Consider the following 18318-nt stretch of genomic DNA (forward strand, 5'->3'; position numbering starts at 1 on the left):
TGCTTGAGGAGGAGCGAATAATTGAGCTTAAAACAACAAGCCAGTAAGGGTTCAGAAGTTGATGAAAGACTGGCGGCTTTGATTACCAATTCCAATGCAGTGCGAGCAATTGCTTCCGCGGTGGAAGGCACACTGGGCCCTAAAGGGCTGGATACCATGCTGGTAGACCGTTTTGGTGAAGTAGTGGTGACTAACGACGGCGTAACCATTCTCACCATGATGGAGGCTAATCACCCTGCTGCAAAAATGGTGGTAAATATAGCCAAATCACAACAAGAGGAAATCGGTGACGGAACAACAACCGCCACTATCATGGCCGGAGCGTTGGTTGCTACCGGTGTTGAGCAAGTGGCTAAAGGTGTCCCGGTGGCCAGAGTGATAGAAGGTCTGAAGATAGGACTTAAGCGGGCCCAACAAATGATTAAAGAGGCATCCAAGCCGGTTAACGGCTTGGATGATCCGCTGATTCGCCGGGTAGCGTTGGTTGCCGGGCGGGAGCATGAAGATATTGCGGATTTAGTAGTTGAAGCTGCAAGGTTAATTGGGCAGGAAAAACTGCAAGACAAAAGTTTTAAACTTTCTGACACTATTATTTCGCAAGAGGGCGCGGAAAATCAAGTGTTTATGGGCGTCATCATCAATAAAGAGCGCATGAATAAACAAATGCCTAAAGAATTGGAAAAAGTTAAGGTATTGGTGATTGATGACGCGTTGGAGCCGGAAGAAATTGAAGAAGAAGCTTTAAGCACGGAAAGCGGTTTTGCCCGTTATTTGGAGCTACAAAAGGATTTTCGTAGTAACCTACAAAAGATTATCGATTTGGGTGTTGGACTGGTGCTGGTAGACCGCGGTGTTGACGATGCTGCTGAAGAATTGCTAACCGATGCCGGCATTATTGTTGTGCAGAGGGTAGCAAACAAAGAGCTGCGCAAGGCGGCAGAACACTGCGGCGCTCGCATGATAAAACGCACCGGGCTGCGGAAAGCTCCCGATGATTTAGCTAAATATTTAGGTTATGCGGAAAAGGTTGTCAGTGAAGAAAAATTAGAGCAGCTATGGCTTGTCGGCGGCGGCGGTAAGCCGATGGCTACCGTATTGGTAGGGGCGGCAACAGAAGAAGTGGTCGGTGAGCGGGAACGGATTGCTAAAGATGCCGCTGCTGCCGTGCAAGCTGCCGTGCGCGGTGGGGTAGTCCCCGGTGGCGGTTCGCTGGAATTGGCAGTGGCCCGGGAGATAGAAAAGCTGCGGGATGAAATCAGAGGGATGGCTGCTTACGGCTTGGACTGTGTGGCCAATGCCCTTAGGCGTCCAATTTCCCAAATTGTGGCCAACGCCGGCTTTAATCCGCTGGAAAAAATTGGAGATGTAAATGCTGCTCAGGTAAAGAACAACAAATATTCACTGGCAGTGGATTGCGATACCGGTGAAGTGGCAGATATGGAACAGCTCGGCGTGGTAGATCCCACATTGGTAAAATTGTACGCGTTGAAAGCAGCCGGTGAAATAGCAGAAGCAATATTAAGGATAGATACAATTATCAAAATGCGTGATGAAAAAACATCATCACAGGAAGGTGAAGGCGATATATAAGAGGTGGGGGGATAAATTTGGCTAAGGATGATTTGCAGAAAGAACCGGAGCAAAATAAAGAGTCAGAAGCTAATGAAGAATTAAATAGGCAAGCTGCTGAAGAAGGGCGGCCGGAAGAAAAGCAGCCTGAGGAAGGGCAACAGAATGAATCGACCGATAAAATAATTGAAGAACTACAGCAAAAACTGGCTGAAAAAACCAAGGAAGCGGAAGATTATTATAACCGTCTGTTGAGAACACAGGCAGATTTTGATAATTACCGTCGACGTACTCGTCAAGAACGTGAAGAATTGATAAAATTTGCCAGTGAGGATCTAATCACTGAGCTTCTGCCGGTGCTGGATAACTTTGACCGGGCGCTGGCAGCGGCGGAAAGCACAGATAACGAGTTTGTATCCGGTGTGCAGATGATTTACCGCCAGCTCAAAGAGATTTTAGCAAAAGAAGGACTGGCGGAAATTCCGGCAGTAGGAGAAGAATTTGATCCCAATAAACACGAGGCAGTAATGCAAGTAGAAAGTGATGAACATGAGGAAAATATTATTGTAGAAGAACTGCGCAAGGGATATGCTCTAAAGGACAAAGTAATTCGCCCATCTATGGTCAAAGTAGCGAAGTAATATTTTTCACAGATACATAAATTCGGAGGTTGATATTGATATGGGAAAGGTAATCGGTATAGATTTAGGTACAACTAACTCCTGTGTTGCCGTAATGGAGGGCGGTGAACCGGTAGTTATTCCCAATGCAGAAGGAGCGCGTACTACCCCGTCGGTAGTGGCCTTTTCTAAAACCGGTGAGCGCCTGGTCGGTGAAGTAGCTAAAAGGCAGGCTATAACTAACCCTGAACGCACGGTGATTTCTATTAAACGCCATATGGGCACCAATTATAAAGTGGAAATTGATGGAAAACAATTTACGCCCCAGGAAATTTCGGCGATGATTTTGCAAAAGCTAAAAGCTGACGCCGAGGCATATTTGGGAGAAAAGGTAGAAAAAGCGGTAATTACCGTACCGGCGTATTTTACAGACTCTCAGCGTCAGGCTACCAAAGACGCGGGCAGGATTGCCGGCCTGGAGGTGCTGCGCATTATTAACGAACCTACCGCGGCTTCCCTGGCCTATGGTTTAGATAAAGAATCTGACCAAACTATTTTGGTTTTTGACCTTGGCGGCGGAACCTTTGACGTATCAATTCTGGAGTTAGGTGACGGTGTATTTGAAGTAAAGGCAACCAGCGGTAACAACCGACTGGGTGGCGATGACTTTGACCAGCGCATTATTGATTGGATGATTGCCGAGTTTAAAAATCAAACGGGTATAGATTTAAGAAATGACCGCATGGCTATGCAGCGGTTAAAAGAAGCGGCCGAAAAGGCGAAAATCGAGCTGTCCAACGTGATGACCACCAACATTAATCTGCCCTTTATCACTGCCGGTGAAGACGGCCCGAAACACTTGGATTTAACCCTCAATCGGGCGAAGTTTGAAGAACTTACTGCGGATCTGGTGGAAAAAACCATGGGTCCCACCCGGCAGGCAATGGCTGATGCCGGCTTAGAACCCAAAGATATCGACAAAGTTCTGCTGGTTGGCGGCTCTACCCGTATTCCGGCAGTACAAGAAGCAATTAAAAAATATTTGGGCAAAGAACCTTATAAAGGCATCAATCCTGATGAGTGTGTGGCTATCGGTGCGGCAATCCAAGCCGGCGTGTTGTCGGGTGAGGTAAAAGACGTGCTGTTGTTAGACGTTACCCCGCTGTCATTGGGTATTGAAACCCTCGGCGGTGTGTTCACCCGTCTAATTGAACGCAATACCACTATTCCGACTTCAAAGAGCCAAATCTTTTCCACCGCTGCGGATAACCAGACTTCCGTAGAAATTCACGTGCTGCAGGGTGAACGTCAAATGGCAGCCGACAATAAAACTTTAGGTCGGTTTACCCTTACCGGAATTCCTCCGGCACCGCGCGGAGTACCGCAAATCGAAGTTAAATTTGACATCGATGCAAACGGGATTGTTAACGTATCCGCTAAAGATTTGTCTACCGGTAAGGCCCAAAGCATTACCATTACCAATTCCGGCGGTTTGTCGGAAGAGGAAATTGAAAGAATGGTCCGGGATGCAGAAAAGTATGCCGAAGAGGACAAAAAGCGCAAAGAAATGGTTGAAGCGCGTAACAATGCTGACAGCATGATTTATCAAGCGGAAAAAACCATTAAAGAGTTTGAAGGTAAAGCGGATAAAGCAATGATTGACAAAGTGAAAAGTGCCATTGAAGATCTGCGTTCAGTGATGAACGGCGACGATGTTGAGTTGATCAAACAAAAAACCGAAGCGCTACAACAGCCGCTGCACGAATTAGCGGCAGCGATGTATCAGCAAACTGCCCAAGCAAATGGGCAGGCAGATGCCCAGTCCGGCGCTAAGCAGGATGACAATGTTGTCGATGCGGATTATGAAGTAAAAGACGATAACAAGTAAGCCAATTACCGCATATTGATGATATAATAATATCTTGATCGACACGCAGGGGAGGCCAGAATTTCCTCCCCTGCCTTTGTAATGACCTTGCCTAAAGGTGGTGACGCTATTGGCTAAGCGTGATTATTATGAAGTTCTGGGCGTTTCCAGAGATGCTTCACCGGAAGAAATAAAAAAAGCATACCGAAAACTGGCCAGAAAATATCACCCGGATGCCAACCCGGACAACAAAAAAGAAGCTGAGGAAAAATTTAAAGAAGTGGCAGAAGCCTATGCCGTATTAAGTGACCCTGAAAAGCGGGCAAAATATGATCGCTTTGGCCATGCCGGAACTGACGGTCAAGGCTTTGGTGATTTTGGCTTCGGCGGTTTTGGTGACTTTGGCGATTTTGGCAGTATCAATGATATTTTTGATATCTTCTTTGGCGGCGGTTCTTCGCGCCGCAGCACCGGGCCGCAAAAGGGTGCCGATTTAAGGCTGAATATGGAGCTTTCTTTTAAGGAAGCGGCCTTTGGCGTGGAAAGAAGTATAAAAGTGCCCCGCATGGAAGCATGTGAAACTTGCGGCGGGAACGGTGCGGCACCCGGCACATCCCCCAAAACCTGCGGTGTGTGTCACGGCACCGGACAAATGCGCCAGTCCGTTAACACGCCTTTTGGGCGCATTATGCAGTCCCGCACTTGTACTAACTGCCACGGGGAAGGCACCGTTATTGACCAGCCTTGCCCCACCTGTCATGGCAGCGGTCGGGTAAAACGCAGCCGTACCATTAATGTTAAAATACCGGCCGGTGTGGACAACGGTACCCGTATCCGCCTGAGCGGTGAAGGCGAATTGGGAACTCACGGCGGCCCGCCGGGGGATCTGTATGTATATATTTCAGTACGCCCGCACAAGATATTTAAGCGAGAAGGAAACGACGTTTATTGCGAAATACCGATTAGCTTTGCTCAGGCAGCGTTAGGGGATGAAATCACCGTTCCTACGCTAGATGGCAATGAAACCGTGAAAATACCTGAAGGAACCCAAAGCGGCGATGTGTTTCGGATTAGGGGTAAGGGAATACCCTATCTCAACGGAGCGGGCAGAGGCGATCAGCATGTGAGAGTGAAAGTTGTCACTCCGACCAAGTTAACTGAAAAACAAAAAGAACTATTACGAGAATTTGCTAGGTTATCAGGAGAAAAAATACCTAAGGGTGCCGATAAAGGCTTTTTTAAGAAAGTAAAGGATGCCTTTGTAGGTTAAGGAGGCAAGTATCTTGAAATATCAGGAGGTTGCGGTACACACCCCTTTATGGGGGGTGGAACTCATTTCCATGATATTTACGGAATTGGGTAGTGGCGGGGTAGCCATTGATGACCCCGCTCTTTTTTATAAATATGCTGAATCAGGGAAATGGGATTACTGGATAGCGCCTGTTAAGACAGATCCTGAGCAAATGCCGGTGGTTAAAGGCTATTTTCCGGCAGACAGTGCAGCGGAAAAGATTGAGCAGCTAAGAGAAAAAATCGGCAAATTGGATTTGGCCGATGAAGTAAAAATTTATATACGCGAAGTTCAGGAAGAGGATTGGGCTACCGCCTGGCAGGCTTATTACAAGCCAATAAAAGTAGGAAAGCGTTTTCTGGTTAAGCCTACTTGGGAAAATGCGGTATCCGAAACCAAGCGCATTGTGTTAGAATTAGATCCCGGAATGGCTTTTGGCTGCGGCAATCACCCCACTACTACCATGTGCTTGGAACTGATGGAAGATTTAATTTCCGGCGGTGAAGAGGTGTGTGATGTGGGTACCGGTACCGGGATATTAGCGATAGCCGCAGCTAAATTGGGGGCGGCAAAAGTTTTCGCCGTAGATTTAGATGAAGTGGCGGTAAAAACAGCTAAAAATAATGCCCGGCTTAACGGTGTGGACGATAAGCTGAATGTTGTGCACGGCAATTTGCTTGATTGCTATCAGGGCACACCGGACTTAATTACCGCCAACATTATAGCCGATGTAATCATTGATTTGGCTCCCGATGCCCAAAGGCTACTGAAACAAGGTGGGCGGTTTATCGCATCAGGAATCATTAAGGATCGGGCGGAGGAAGTACTGTCTGTGCTAAGGGCAAATAATTTTGCCTTAAAAGATACCAGAGAACAAGGGGAATGGGTAGCCTACCTATTGCGGAAAGAGTAGGAGGGTTTTTGTGTCACATTTTTTTGTCGATCCGGCGGATATCAAGAGAGGACAAGCATTGATTACCGGACCGGATGTAAAGCACATACAAAAAGTGTTGCGCTTAGGCATAGGAGATACCGTGACACTGTTTGACGGTCAGGGCAATAAATATCAGGCAAATATTGCCGACTATAGCCGGGAAGCGGTTTATTTAAAGATTATCAAAAAAGAAGTGGCCGAAGGGGAGCCACCGATTAACGTGACTGTTGTTCAGTGTTTGCCCAAAGGGGATAAAATGGATTTGGTAATTCAAAAAGGCACGGAATTAGGGGTCAGTCGATTTATTCCCTTAAAATGCAGCCGTTCGGTAGTAAAACTGGATAGCAAAAAGGGATTAGAGCGGCAAAAACGCTGGCAAAAAATAGCTTTGGCAGCGGCCAAACAATGTCGCCGCCCGATGGTGCCGGAAGTAACCGCCCCGATGGATTGGCCGGATGTGCTGGCGAATGTCCCTCCGGATGCCTTGTTGCTGATCCCCTGGGAGGGCGAAACATCAACATCTATCAGAGATGTACTGTCTCAAAAATACCAGGATGTTTATATCGTGATCGGGCCGGAGGGCGGTTTTGAACCCCACGAAATTGATGCCGCCCGCCGGTATAAAGCCAAAACGGTGTCATTGGGCCCGCGCATACTGCGTACCGAAACAACGGGCCTGGCCTTAATAAGTATTATTATGTATTTACATGGAGATTTGGGCTAGGTTGACGGTGGGTTTTTTAGGGAGGGATAGTATGTCCCAAAAGACAGTAGCCATTTATACACTGGGCTGCAAAGTTAATCAAACTGAATCCGCAGCCATTGCCGAAATGTTTAAAGGGCGCGGCTATACTATTACGGATTTTAATCAGGCGGCCGATGTTTATATCATAAATACTTGTACCGTTACTCATCTCGGCGATCGAAAAAGCCGGCAGATGATTAGAAGGGCGGCCAAAACTAACCCCAATGCCGTCATTGTCGTTACCGGTTGTTATGCCCAAACATCTCCCGGTGAGGTTTTGGAAATCCCCGGTGTAGATTTGGTTGTCGGCACGGGAGATAAAAACAGGATTGTTGAATTAGTGGAAAAAAGTGCGGAAAAGATGCCGCAACCTGTCAATGCAGTGACGGACATTTTTGCCCAACAAGAATTTAAAGAGCTGCCTACTGCGGCGGAAAACGGTAAAACCCGGGCCTTTATCAAGGTGCAGGAGGGCTGTAACAATTACTGTGCTTACTGCATCATTCCCTACGCCCGCGGTCCGCTGAGGAGCCGTCGGCCGGAAAGCATTATTGCGGAAATTAAAAAGCTGGTGGAAAGGGGTTTTAAAGAGGTTGTGCTTACCGGTATTCACACCGGAGCATATGGTTTGGACTTTAACGACGGCACGGATTTAGCGACCCTGGTGGAGAAAATTTTAACCGTTCCTGATCTTGCTCGCCTGCGCTTAAGTTCGGTAGAGCCCAATGATATTACTCCGGAGTTAATAGATATTGCCGCTAAATCTAAAGTTTTTTGCCGTCATCTGCACATTCCGCTGCAAAGCGGCGATGACACGGTATTAAAAAACATGCGCCGCCGCTATACAACCCAGCAATTTGCTCAGCTAATAAAAGATATTAGAGAGAAAATACCTGATATTGCGATCACCACTGACGTGATCGTCGGTTTTCCGGGGGAAACCGACCAAATGTTTGAAAATACATATCAATTTTGTCAAGATATTGCTTTTGCCGGCATGCACGTATTTAAATATTCCCCGCGCAAAGGTACGGCAGCGGCGGATTTCCCTAACCAAGTACCGGCGCCCAAAAAAGAAGAGCGTAGTAAAAGGTTAGTTGCCTTAGCTAAAAAAATGGCTCAAAATTATGGCCAAAAGTTTGTCGGGCAGAATGTAGAGGTATTGGTGGAACAACCGGTGGCCGACAAACCGGGTTTTTGGGAGGGGCTGACCGATACCTACTTGCGGGTTGAATTTGCTGCCGACGGTGATCTGCACGGTAAATTTGTTTTAGTGCAGTTAACGGCGTATCGGGATGAACGGCTGTGCGGCAAAATGCTTTTACAGTAGCAGGATTTAACATTTATTCGTTGAATACGTATAAGGAAATCTATAATTTTAAAAAATAGCCTAATAAACAGCTTGCTTTCGGGAGGAGGTGCAATATTGTCTGACTGCCTTTTTTGTAAGATTATTAACAAAGAAATTCCGTCTGAAGTAGTATATGAAGATGAAAAAGTTTTAGCTTTTAAAGATATTAACCCGGTAGCACCGCATCATATATTAATCATCCCGAAAAAACATATTGCCACAACATTTGACCTCCAGGCAGAAGATGCAGCCTTAATAGGGCACATGGTTATAACGGCACAAAAAATAGCCAAAGACTTAGGCTTGGGGGAAAATGGCTTTCGCTTAGTAAACAACTGCCTGAAAGATGGGGGACAAACGGTATTTCACATTCATTTTCACCTCTTGGGCGGAAGATACTTTGACTGGCCGCCGGGTTAAACCAAAGCATTGACTTAGCTTACTATAATGTAGTATAATAACCAAGTGCTTTGTAAAAAGAAGGATGATTTTTTGTGTTTAAGGTTAACTCTCTGATTCACAGCCAGTCGGAGGGAGGGAAAACAAGTGGCGGAAATTAGAGTTGGAAAAAATGAAACTCTGGACAGTGCCCTCCGGCGCTTTAAACGGTCTTGCCAAAGAGCTGGGGTGTTAGCTGAAGCACGTAAACGGGAAGTTTACGAAAAACCCAGTGTTCGGCGCAAGAAAAAATCTGAGGCTGCCCGCAGAGCTGCAGCCCGTAAACGTCGTTAATAAAATCAGGATCTCACAATGCCTGGCAGCTAAAGTGTTTTGCCGGGCATTTTTTATCTAAAAAACCAAAGGGTGATCACATGGGTTATGGGGAACTTACCTTATGGATAGCGATATTGGTCATGGTACTTGGCGTATTGCTGATGCTGTTGGAAATCTTCGTTTTTCCCGGTTTCGGCATGGCCGGTTTTGCCGGCTTAATAATGCTGGGCTATGGGATATTTTTGCTGTCTACCGATGTTTTGCAGTCCCTTCAATCCCTGCTCATGGGTTTGCTTCTCACTTTAGGCTTTTTTGCTTGGGCGGTACGACTGGGTTATAAGCGCAAAATTTGGCATCGCTTGGCCTTAAAAGAGCGGCAGAGCAGCGAAGAAGGGTATTCCGTCGCCCGTTCGGAGTTAAAAGGGCTGGTGGGCAAAAAAGGGACGGCAGTTACCAAGCTCAGACCTTCCGGTACGGTGGAAATAGACGGCATGAGAATTGATGTTGTCAGTGAAGGTGATTACATAACTGCGGGAACTGAGATAATAGTAGTAAAGGTAGACGGAACGCGGGTGATAGTAAGACCTGTTGATAATCACTAAAAGGGGGTTTTGTTTTGTTTGAGATTGTTTCGCTACTGATTTTTCTGGTTTTAATTATCACGGTAATTACCGCTATATTCAGTTTTATCCCGGTGGGATTGTGGATATCCGCACTGGCTGCCGGAGTGCGCATTGGTTTGATGACCTTAATCGGCATGCGGCTGAGAAGGGTGCCGCCGGACAAAATTATAAACCCGCTGGTAAAAGCGGACAAAGCCGGTCTTAACTTAACGGTCAATCAGCTTGAAGCTCACTACTTGGCCGGCGGTAACGTAGACAATGTAGTAAATGCCTTGATTGCCGCAGAAAGGGCGGCCATTAACCTTTCTTTTGAACAGGCTGCGGCCATTGATTTGGCCGGACGGGATGTCTTTGATGCGGTGCAGATGAGTGTTAACCCCAGGGTGTTGGAAACACCCTGGATTTCTGCCGTGGCTAAGGACGGCATTGAAGTGAAAGTAATGGCTCGGGTAACGGTGCGGGCAAACATTAGCCGTCTGGTCGGCGGTGCGGGAGAAGACACCGTGCTGGCCAGAGTGGGTGAAGGCTGTGTGAGCACGGTGGGCAGTATGGACAACCATAAAGAGGTTTTGGAAAACCCGGATGCCATTTCGCAAACGGTATTAAGTAAAGGGTTGGATGCCGGCACTGCTTTTGAGATCTTATCCATTGATATTGCCGACGTTGATGTGGGCCGCAACATCGGTGCCCAGCTGCAGACTGAGCAGGCGGAGGCAGATAAGCAAATTGCCCAGGCTAAAGCGGAAGAACGCCGGGCAATGGCGGTGGCCAAAGAGCAGGAAATGCGGGCGCAAGTGGAAGAAATGCGGGCTAAGGTGGTAGCGGCGGAAGCGGAAGTACCGCTGGCATTGGCAGAAGCGCTGCGTAGCGGTAATTTGGGCGTGATGGATTATTATAATATGCAGAACATTATTGCCGACACCGAGATGCGCGATAACTTTGCCCAATTTGGCCGGGATAAGGCAATCGGCTCCAAAAGCGACCGCGGCCCTGAACGGAAAACGGATTAATGGGAGCAAAGTTGATGAACGGCGAAAGATTTGATTGGGACATTTTGCTGGAAAAAGATCCGGAGCATCCGCCGGTAAAAAGACAGCGGCAAGAAGAAGTACCTAAAGCAGAGCAGGAACTTACGCCGCTCTTTGAGGAGCCAAGCAGGCCCTCGGCCCCGGCGGCAGTAAAAAGAAAAGCGGCTACCGTATCTGAAGAAGATGCGATGTATCAACCGGCACCGAAAAACATGGAGAAAACTAAGGAGCAGGCGTCCAAGCCCCAAAAAGAATATAAAGGGAGCAATGGCCGGCCCCAATTTTTAAATTCCCACACTTTAGTTGACGCCTTTATTCTTTCTGAATTGCTAACGCCCCGGGGGCGATGGTATCGGCGGCGGAGAAGATAAACTAAATATTAGTAATTATTACCCCTCCTTGGACATAAATTTAATCCGAGGAGGGGATTTTTTATGGCCTGGAGTGATCTGACCAAACAACTGAAACGCAAATTTTCCGACTTTCTGGAAATTCCCAGTGACGTCATGCTGGACTTGCCTAAAATTGTGCTGGTGGGAAATTTACAGGTATTTATTGAAAATCACCGGGGCATAGTGGAGTACACTTCTGATGTGGTGAGGGTTATTGTCGGTGAGGGGGAAATTGGCATTGCCGGGCAGGGCCTATCAATTAGGAATATTACCGGTGATGAAATTATCGTTGAGGGTAAAATTAAAAGTTTACAGTTTAAATAAATAATTAATCAGCGAAAGGAGGAAAAGTAAATTGTTTTTGTTTAGATTAATGGCTTACATATTTGGACATGTATCCCTGCTGGTACAGGGGGAAGCCTTGGAAAAATTTCTCAATATGGCCGCCGGCAGGGGAATTTACTTATGGGATATTACCAGAGTAGGTAAAGATAAGATGCTGGTTAAAGTCAGGCTTTCCGGGGTAAAACCCCTGCGGCATATTGCCCGCAGTACCAAAAGCAGGTTTAAAATCAAATCCCGGGAAGGAATGCCCTTTGTCGTTCAGCGGATGAAAAAGCGCAAAATGCTGGTCATTGGTGCCGTTTTGTTTCTGCTTGTGTTGTACATGCTTTCTTCTTTTATTTGGTTTATCGATATTGAAGGCAATAAAAATATCAGCGATGAAAAGATTTTATCTATTGCCCGCCAAGCAGGCCTGGCCCGGGGGGCGTTAATTTGGCAGGTAGATCCGCCGGCGGTAGAACAAGCCCTAAAGGACAAACTGCCGACGATTTCCTGGGTTTGTGTAACGATCGAGGGAACGCGGGCGAAAGTGGAAATAGTGGAGAAAAAAATGCCCGCCGGTACTGGTGAGCATGAAGCGGCCCATATTGTGGCCAAAAAAGCCGGGTTGGTTAAGGAAATATTAGTGCTGTCAGGGCAACCGGCAGTAAAAGAGGGGGATACCGTGGTACCGGGGCAAATTTTGATTTCCGGGGAAATAATTCCGGAAGTGACTGAGGAACCCCAAACAGATGACAGTTTAGGGGAGGGGCCCAAACCCATTGCCTTGCCGCGCTATGTGCATGCCAAAGGAATGGTGCGGGCAAGAGTGTGGTATGAAGGATACGGAGAATCCCAACTGGTTGAAAAAGGCAAAAGGCTTACCGGCAGAGAGCTTGAGCAGGTTCGTATGAAAATTGGCGGTAAGGAAATAATTTTAAAAGGACCGAAGGAAATAAAATTTGCCGACTACCAAGTGAAACAAGAGAGCAAAAGCCTGCCCACATGGAGGAATATTACCGTGCCTGTCGAATTGGTTAATGTGAAATACCTGGAATTAGCCAACTATACAGAAAAGCGCACCCGCGCGGAAGCCAGAGAGCTTGCTGAACAAAAGGCCTTGGCGGCGATTAAATCTCAAATGCCGGAAGATGCCAAAATAATGGAACAGCGGGTTGAACGCATTGAAACCGGACAGCAGGAAAATCTGGTAAGAGTGAAAGTATTTATAGAAACACTGGAAGAGATTGGAACAGTAAAACCGTTTCAACCATAATCATAATTAGCAGAACTGCAGTATAGGGGGATTACTTATTTTGGAACAACTTACGGAAGCCAGGATTACCCTTGACAACATCCGCTTTGCCGCTGAAATTTTCGGCCATCACGATCAAAATCTGGATCAAATTGAGAAAATGATGGATGTGAAAGTGGTTGTTCGAGGGGATGAACTGGTAATCTCCGGAGCGGAGGAATCAGTGCGGGAGGCCGAACAAGTAATTAAGCAATTAAAGGACTATTCCGCAGCGAATAATCACATAACGATGCTGGATATTAACTATGCTTTAAAGATGGTGCGCTCCGGCAGCGGGGAAACCCTTGCTGATTTGGCCCGGGATGTAGTGGTGGTGACAAATCGGGGCAAGCAAATCAAACCGAAAACCCATGGGCAAAAACAATATATAGATGCTATTAGAAAAAAAGATATTGTTTTTGGCATCGGCCCTGCCGGTACCGGTAAGACTTACCTGGCTGTGGCCCTTGCCATTGCTGCTTTAAGAAATAAAAAAGTATCAAGGCTGATATTAACTAGGCCGGCGGTGGAAGCAGGGGAGAAATTGGGCTTTTTGCCCGGGGATTTACAGGAAAAGGTTAATCCGTATTTAAGGCCGATCTATGACAGTCTATACGATATCTTAGGCGTAGATACCACGGAAAAATATTTGGAACGGCATATTATTGAAATTGCGCCCCTTGCCTATATGCGGGGCAGAACACTGGAAGATTCGTTTATTATTTTGGATGAAGCGCAAAATACCACACCGGAGCAAATGAAAATGTTTCTTACCCGGTTAGGATTTGGCTCAAAGGCAGTGGTAACCGGTGACATTACGCAAGTGGATCTGCCGCCCGGCCAAAAATCGGGATTAATTGATGCCATTAAAAAGTTAAGTGATATAGAAGGCTTGGTGTTTCACTACATGACCGGGGCGGATATTGTACGCCACCCGCTGGTAGCAGAAATCATTAAAGCTTATGACCTGGCCGAGCAGGCGAAGGCTGATAGGAAGTGAAGTGATGATTCCTTTAGGCAAAATCGGCCGTACTCTTTGGCAAGGTTTGTCTGTGCTAATTAAACATCACTGGGTACGCCGTGGAAGTGCAGCATTATTTTTTATCTTCATTTTTACTTTATTGCTTGCGATAGAATTTTTTCCCAGTAGGGTTGATTTAGAAGTTGGCGATGTTGCTCCGTATGATATTAAAGCGCCACGCACTGTTGAATATATCGATCCGATAAAAACAGCTGAACTGAGAAAACAGGCGGCAGAAGAGGTGGCTGAGGTTTATACTACCGACCCATCGGTAGCCCTGGCTGTAGAAAGGGAGATTGCTGATTTAACGGAAGAAATTAACGCCGTTCAGACTAATAATGGGCTCTCGGCGGAAGAAAAAATTCAGAAGTTAAAAGCCGTAATTCACTTTGAACTGCCGGAAAGGGTTTACGGTGACTTAGCGGTAAGTGCACCTAATGAGGTGCAGCAAGTAAGTGAAAGGGTTACTAAACTGATTGTTGACCGGCTCAATCAAGGTATTACCGAAGAACAGGTTAGTAGTGCCGTATCCCAAGTAGTAAGCGATATTACCAAACTGGGTTACAGTCAAAGTTATCAAATTTATGCCATTGGGTTGGCAGAGAACTTTACCCGGGCAAATAAGTTCTACAATCACAAGCAAACGGAAGCCAACCGCCAGGCAGCCATGGAAGCGGTAGAACCGGTAAAAGTAACAATCAAGGCCCAGCAAACGGTAGTTAAAGGCGGGGATATTGTCACCCAGCAGGACATCCAAGAACTGCAGGCTTTAGGGCTGCTGCATTCCGAAAGACAGTGGCTTAATCTGCTGGGCACGGCATTATTGGTGACCGCGCTAATGGGAGCGGTATTGTTTTATTTGCGCCAGCAAAATCCGGAAATTTACCATAACATTAAGCAGCTGTATCTGCTGGGCATCATTGCCGTCATTGTTTTAGTAGTATCTAAAACGCTGGTGGCCATTGAGGTTTCCCGCTGGCCGCAGTTTGGCGAGATGTTTGGTTATATGGCACCGGTAGCTGCTGCCGGCATGCTTACCGCGATTTTGTTGGAATCCCGTTTGGCGGTATTGGTAGTGGCAGTGGTAAGTTTGTTTGTCGGCATGTTAACGGGAAACCAGCTAAATTTCAGTGTTGTCGGCTTTTTGGGCGGCATTACCGGCGTTTTCAGTGTGTCCAAGCTTAGTCAGCGTGGCGATTTGGTGCGTACCGGCTTATATATCAGTGCGGCGGTCACCTTGTCCGTCATTGTTATCGGCATGATTGAAGATACACCGCTGCAGCTGCTGCTGCTTTCAGGATTGCTCTTAGGGTTAATTAACGGATTGCTGTCTTCAATCTTGACAAACGGGGCATTGCCGTACTTAGAATCTACTTTTGGTATTACATCATCGGTTAAACTGTTAGAGCTGTCTAACCCCAGCAACCCGCTGCTGCGCCAACTTTTAACCGATGCACCGGGCACTTATCATCACAGCATTATTACCGGTAACTTGGCGGAAGCGGCTGCTGAAGCGGTAGGGGGCAATCACCTGTTGGTACGTGTCGGTGCGCTGTATCATGATGTGGGTAAAATAAAAAGGCCCTATTTCTTTATCGAAAACCAGCTTTCTAATGAAAACCCCCATGACAAAATTGCTCCCACTCTTTCCACCTTGATTTTGACGTCGCATGTTAAAGACGGGGTTGATTTAGCAAGGGAACACAAACTGCCGCAGCAAATTATCGACATTATTGAGCAGCATCACGGAACCAGTTTGGTTAAGTTCTTTTATCACAAAGCAATGGAAGGGGAGCGGGCGGAAACCATTGATGAGGGGGAATTTCGCTACGAAGGACCTAAGCCGCAAACCAAAGAGGCGGCCATTGTCATGTTGGCTGATTCGGTAGAGGCTGCCGTGCGCTCAATGAACAACCCCACTCCCGGTCAAGTAGAAGGCTTGGTAAGAAAATTAATTAAAGAAAAATTGATGGAAGGCCAACTGGATGAGTGCGATTTAACCCTTAAAGATTTAGATGTGATTGGCAATGCTTTCTTAAGGGTGTTGTCGGGCGTGTACCACTCTCGCATTGAATACCCCGACATGGAGCAGGAGATGGAAAGGAGAAAAAAACGCCGTGCCGGTATACGTAACAAATCTCAAAAGCAATGATCCCCCTTCCCGGCAGTGGCAGGATACCATTGTTAAAGTAATTCAAAAAGCATTGGCAGTGCATGGGCGGGCAGGGGATGAAGTCAGCGTGATATTGGTGGATGATCAGTATATCCGCGAGTTAAATCGTGATTACCGCGGTGTTGACCGTCCCACCGACGTGCTTTCCTTTGCCTTGGATGAAGGGGAGGAAATGCCTGACGTGGCGGAAGAAAATCACCTGCTCGGCGATATTTATATTTCCCTTGATACCGCCAAACGGCAGGCTGAGGAATACGGTCATAGCTTGGAGCGGGAAATTGCTTTTTTGGCACTGCACGGGGTACTGCACCTTTTAGGCTACGATCACATGGAAGAAACGGAAACAAAAGCAATGCGCGAACAGGAAAAACGTATTCTGGAGGAACTAAATATAAGCAGGTAGGTTTTCATGAAATGGTTTAAAAAAAATTTTTACTGGGCGGTAAGCGGCATAATTTTCGCCTTAAAGACCCAAGCCAATATGCGCTTTCATTTAGCGGCCACAGTAGCGGTGATTGCGCTGGGCTTGTGGCTCAAGCTCACTGCCGGCCAATGGCTGGCAGTTTTATTTGCCATTTCCTTGGTTTGGCTGGCAGAACTTTTAAATACTGCCGTTGAAACGGTGGTAAACCTTGTGACCGAGGATTATCACCCCTTGGCCAAAGCGGCCAAAGATGTAGCTGCCGGGGCGGTGCTGATTGCCGCAGTTAATTCATTGCTTGTTGCCGCTATAGTTTTTCTACCCAAATTGCTGGCCCTAATACGGTGATTTTTTCGTTTAGTTAACCGATGAAGGGTTTTTCGTTACGTTTAGCGTTTATGCTGTGGGGGAATGATCAATGAATGGGAGCGGAGAAAAACTGATTGACCTGGGGGGCACGGCTATTCCCGTGCAAAAACTGATTAACGTCGCTAAGGCTGCCATGCAGCGAGCTTATGCACCTTATTCAAATTTTCCGGTGGGAGCGGCTTTAATTACCAAGGACGGCCGCATATACAGCGGTTGTAATGTAGAAAATGCTTCCTACGGTTTGACCTGCTGTGCTGAACGGGTAGCAATATTTAAAGCCGTTGCCGACGGTGTTACAGATTTTCAGGCGCTGGCCGTTATCGGTGATACCAAGACGCCCTGCAGTCCCTGTGGGGCATGCCGGCAGGTAATGGCGGAATTTGCTCCTGATATGGAAGTGTATATCGCCAATAATGCAGGTGATTATATAAAAACAAATGTGAGGGAACTTTTGCCCGCTCGCTTTGATCAGGAAATTTTGGGTGACGGGTAATCAAGGAGGGAGAACATGGCCTACAAATCAGGTTTTGTAACCGTTGTTGGCCGCACCAATGTAGGTAAATCTACGTTATTAAATAAACTGGTGGGTCAAAAAGTGGCAATTATGTCGGATAAGGCGCAGACCACCAGACACAAAATTCATTCCGTACTGACATTAAACGACGCACAAGTGGTGTTTTTGGACACACCGGGCATTCATAAACCTAAACATCGACTTGGTGAACACTTAGTTGAATTAGCCCTTGGCACATTAAAAGAAGTAGATATTGTAATTTTTCAAACGGAAGCAACCCACCCTCCGGGCCGCGGAGACCTTTACATATTGGAACAAATGCAGGGGTTAAAAACACCGGTAATTTTGGTGCTGAATAAAATTGACTTAATACCTAAAACAGAATTGCTGCCGCGGATTCAGCAGTACAGTGAAGTTTACGATTTTGCCGAAATTGTGCCCCTTTCGGCCTTAACCGGTGAAAACACCGAGCGGCTGGTAGAAGTACTGTTGAAATATCTGCCGGAAGGCCCGCAGTATTACCCGCCGGGAGTAGTTACCGACCGACCGGAAACTTTTATTATGGCGGAAATAATTCGCGAAAAGGTACTGCACCTTACCAGTGAAGAAATACCCCATTCCGTAACAGTTGTTATCGACGAACTGGAAAAAAGATCAGATAATTTGGTAGCCGTCTTTGCCAGCATTTATACTGAAAGGGAGTCACAAAAGGCGATTCTCATCGGCAAGGGCGGAGCAATGCTGAAGAAAATCGGTACACTGGCCAGAAAAGAAATTGAAAATTTACTGGGCAGTAAAGTTTACTTAGAGTTATGGGTAAAAGTAAAAAAAGACTGGCGCAACCGGCCGGATCAATTCCGCAGATTTGGCTACACTGAGGATTGATGTTTATCCAATCAGCAATTTTATATTGACATCTTTGGGTGAAGCTGTTAACCTACCCATGGAAGACTTTTTAAAAAAGCCTTTGCTTATAAAAGGCTTTTATTTTATTGCCAAAGGCGGTGTTGTGTTAATGGACGCGGACCCGTGCAGGTTCGAAAACAAATTATTACAACTAAATACGAG

Annotated in this window: 20 protein-coding genes; all 20 read left to right on the top strand. The window is 46.7% G+C overall.

Annotated features, from left to right (window positions below):
• Window positions 1-21 precede the first annotated feature (21 nt).
• Complete coding sequence (locus ACZ5NG_RS01310; protein WP_464252224.1) at window positions 22-1590, top strand: TCP-1/cpn60 chaperonin family protein; 1569 nt, start codon at window positions 22-24, stop codon at window positions 1588-1590.
• A 17-nt stretch (window positions 1591-1607) separates the two neighbouring features.
• A complete protein-coding gene (gene grpE / locus ACZ5NG_RS01315; RefSeq protein WP_464252225.1) occupies window positions 1608-2210 on the top strand; it encodes a nucleotide exchange factor GrpE in 603 nt (200 codons plus the stop codon).
• A gap of 40 nt (window positions 2211-2250) precedes the next feature.
• Window positions 2251-4077, top strand: a complete 1827-nt coding sequence (gene dnaK, locus ACZ5NG_RS01320) for a molecular chaperone DnaK (RefSeq protein ID WP_464252226.1) — start codon at window positions 2251-2253, stop codon at window positions 4075-4077.
• Between the two features lie 109 nt (window positions 4078-4186).
• Window positions 4187-5326, top strand: coding sequence for a molecular chaperone DnaJ (gene dnaJ / locus ACZ5NG_RS01325; RefSeq protein ID WP_464252227.1), 1140 nt, complete (start codon window positions 4187-4189; stop codon window positions 5324-5326).
• A gap of 13 nt (window positions 5327-5339) precedes the next feature.
• Complete coding sequence (gene prmA / locus ACZ5NG_RS01330; protein WP_464252228.1) at window positions 5340-6260, top strand: 50S ribosomal protein L11 methyltransferase; 921 nt, start codon at window positions 5340-5342, stop codon at window positions 6258-6260.
• A gap of 10 nt (window positions 6261-6270) precedes the next feature.
• A complete protein-coding gene (locus tag ACZ5NG_RS01335; protein WP_464252229.1) occupies window positions 6271-7005 on the top strand; it encodes a 16S rRNA (uracil(1498)-N(3))-methyltransferase in 735 nt (244 codons plus the stop codon).
• Window positions 7006-7036: 31 nt separating this feature from the next.
• On the top strand, window positions 7037-8356 hold the full coding sequence (gene mtaB, locus ACZ5NG_RS01340) for a tRNA (N(6)-L-threonylcarbamoyladenosine(37)-C(2))-methylthiotransferase MtaB (RefSeq protein ID WP_464252230.1): 1320 nt from the start codon (window positions 7037-7039) through the stop codon (window positions 8354-8356).
• A 96-nt stretch (window positions 8357-8452) separates the two neighbouring features.
• Complete coding sequence (locus ACZ5NG_RS01345; RefSeq protein WP_464252231.1) at window positions 8453-8797, top strand: histidine triad nucleotide-binding protein; 345 nt, start codon at window positions 8453-8455, stop codon at window positions 8795-8797.
• Window positions 8798-8923: 126 nt separating this feature from the next.
• A complete protein-coding gene (rpsU, locus tag ACZ5NG_RS01350; RefSeq protein WP_464252232.1) occupies window positions 8924-9109 on the top strand; it encodes a 30S ribosomal protein S21 in 186 nt (61 codons plus the stop codon).
• An 80-nt stretch (window positions 9110-9189) separates the two neighbouring features.
• Window positions 9190-9693: an NfeD family protein gene (locus tag ACZ5NG_RS01355; RefSeq protein WP_464252233.1), complete on the top strand. Its 504-nt coding sequence runs from the start codon at window positions 9190-9192 to the stop codon at window positions 9691-9693.
• A 14-nt stretch (window positions 9694-9707) separates the two neighbouring features.
• The gene (floA, locus tag ACZ5NG_RS01360) at window positions 9708-10724 is read left to right on the top strand and encodes a flotillin-like protein FloA (RefSeq protein ID WP_464252234.1); all 1017 of its coding nucleotides are present in this window, start codon (window positions 9708-9710) and stop codon (window positions 10722-10724) included.
• 14 nt (window positions 10725-10738) lie between these two features.
• Entirely contained in the window at window positions 10739-11113 is a 375-nt protein-coding gene (locus tag ACZ5NG_RS01365) for a hypothetical protein (RefSeq protein WP_464252235.1), read from the top strand.
• Window positions 11114-11176: 63 nt separating this feature from the next.
• A complete protein-coding gene (yqfC, locus tag ACZ5NG_RS01370) occupies window positions 11177-11458 on the top strand; it encodes a sporulation protein YqfC (protein WP_464252236.1) in 282 nt (93 codons plus the stop codon).
• Window positions 11459-11489: 31 nt separating this feature from the next.
• A complete protein-coding gene (yqfD, locus tag ACZ5NG_RS01375) occupies window positions 11490-12734 on the top strand; it encodes a sporulation protein YqfD (protein ID WP_464252237.1) in 1245 nt (414 codons plus the stop codon).
• Window positions 12735-12774: 40 nt separating this feature from the next.
• Window positions 12775-13752: a PhoH family protein gene (locus ACZ5NG_RS01380; RefSeq protein WP_464252238.1), complete on the top strand. Its 978-nt coding sequence runs from the start codon at window positions 12775-12777 to the stop codon at window positions 13750-13752.
• Between the two features lie 4 nt (window positions 13753-13756).
• Window positions 13757-15925 carry an HD family phosphohydrolase gene (locus tag ACZ5NG_RS01385; RefSeq protein ID WP_464252239.1) on the top strand — a complete coding sequence of 723 codons (2169 nt, stop codon included), beginning with the start codon at window positions 13757-13759 and terminating at the stop codon, window positions 15923-15925.
• Complete coding sequence (gene ybeY / locus ACZ5NG_RS01390) at window positions 15891-16349, top strand: rRNA maturation RNase YbeY (protein ID WP_464252240.1); 459 nt, start codon at window positions 15891-15893, stop codon at window positions 16347-16349. The genes ACZ5NG_RS01385 and ybeY overlap by 35 nt, the downstream gene beginning before the upstream one ends.
• Window positions 16350-16355: 6 nt before the next feature.
• Window positions 16356-16715: a diacylglycerol kinase family protein gene (locus ACZ5NG_RS01395; protein WP_464252241.1), complete on the top strand. Its 360-nt coding sequence runs from the start codon at window positions 16356-16358 to the stop codon at window positions 16713-16715.
• 70 nt (window positions 16716-16785) lie between these two features.
• Window positions 16786-17229 (top strand): cytidine deaminase, encoded by a 444-nt coding sequence (gene cdd / locus ACZ5NG_RS01400; RefSeq protein WP_464252242.1) that lies wholly within the window; start codon window positions 16786-16788, stop codon window positions 17227-17229.
• Between the two features lie 15 nt (window positions 17230-17244).
• Window positions 17245-18135 carry a GTPase Era gene (gene era, locus ACZ5NG_RS01405; protein WP_464252243.1) on the top strand — a complete coding sequence of 297 codons (891 nt, stop codon included), beginning with the start codon at window positions 17245-17247 and terminating at the stop codon, window positions 18133-18135.
• Window positions 18136-18318 lie beyond the last annotated feature (183 nt).

Source organism: Desulfovectis peckii (assembly GCF_055391705.1).

What these genes read in the sequence shown, in the direction of transcription:
- dnaK (WP_464252226.1), top strand. Translation starts at nt 2,251, where the DNA reads ATGGGAAAGGTAATCGGTATAGATTTAGGTACAACTAACTCCTGTGTT.
- mtaB (WP_464252230.1), top strand. Translation starts at nt 7,037, where the DNA reads ATGTCCCAAAAGACAGTAGCCATTTATACACTGGGCTGCAAAGTTAAT.
- ACZ5NG_RS01355 (WP_464252233.1), top strand. Translation starts at nt 9,190, where the DNA reads ATGGGTTATGGGGAACTTACCTTATGGATAGCGATATTGGTCATGGTA.
- ACZ5NG_RS01365 (WP_464252235.1), top strand. Translation starts at nt 10,739, where the DNA reads ATGAACGGCGAAAGATTTGATTGGGACATTTTGCTGGAAAAAGATCCG.
- yqfC (WP_464252236.1), top strand. Translation starts at nt 11,177, where the DNA reads ATGGCCTGGAGTGATCTGACCAAACAACTGAAACGCAAATTTTCCGAC.
- ACZ5NG_RS01385 (WP_464252239.1), top strand. Translation starts at nt 13,757, where the DNA reads ATGATTCCTTTAGGCAAAATCGGCCGTACTCTTTGGCAAGGTTTGTCT.
- ACZ5NG_RS01395 (WP_464252241.1), top strand. Translation starts at nt 16,356, where the DNA reads ATGAAATGGTTTAAAAAAAATTTTTACTGGGCGGTAAGCGGCATAATT.
- cdd (WP_464252242.1), top strand. Translation starts at nt 16,786, where the DNA reads ATGAATGGGAGCGGAGAAAAACTGATTGACCTGGGGGGCACGGCTATT.
- era (WP_464252243.1), top strand. Translation starts at nt 17,245, where the DNA reads ATGGCCTACAAATCAGGTTTTGTAACCGTTGTTGGCCGCACCAATGTA.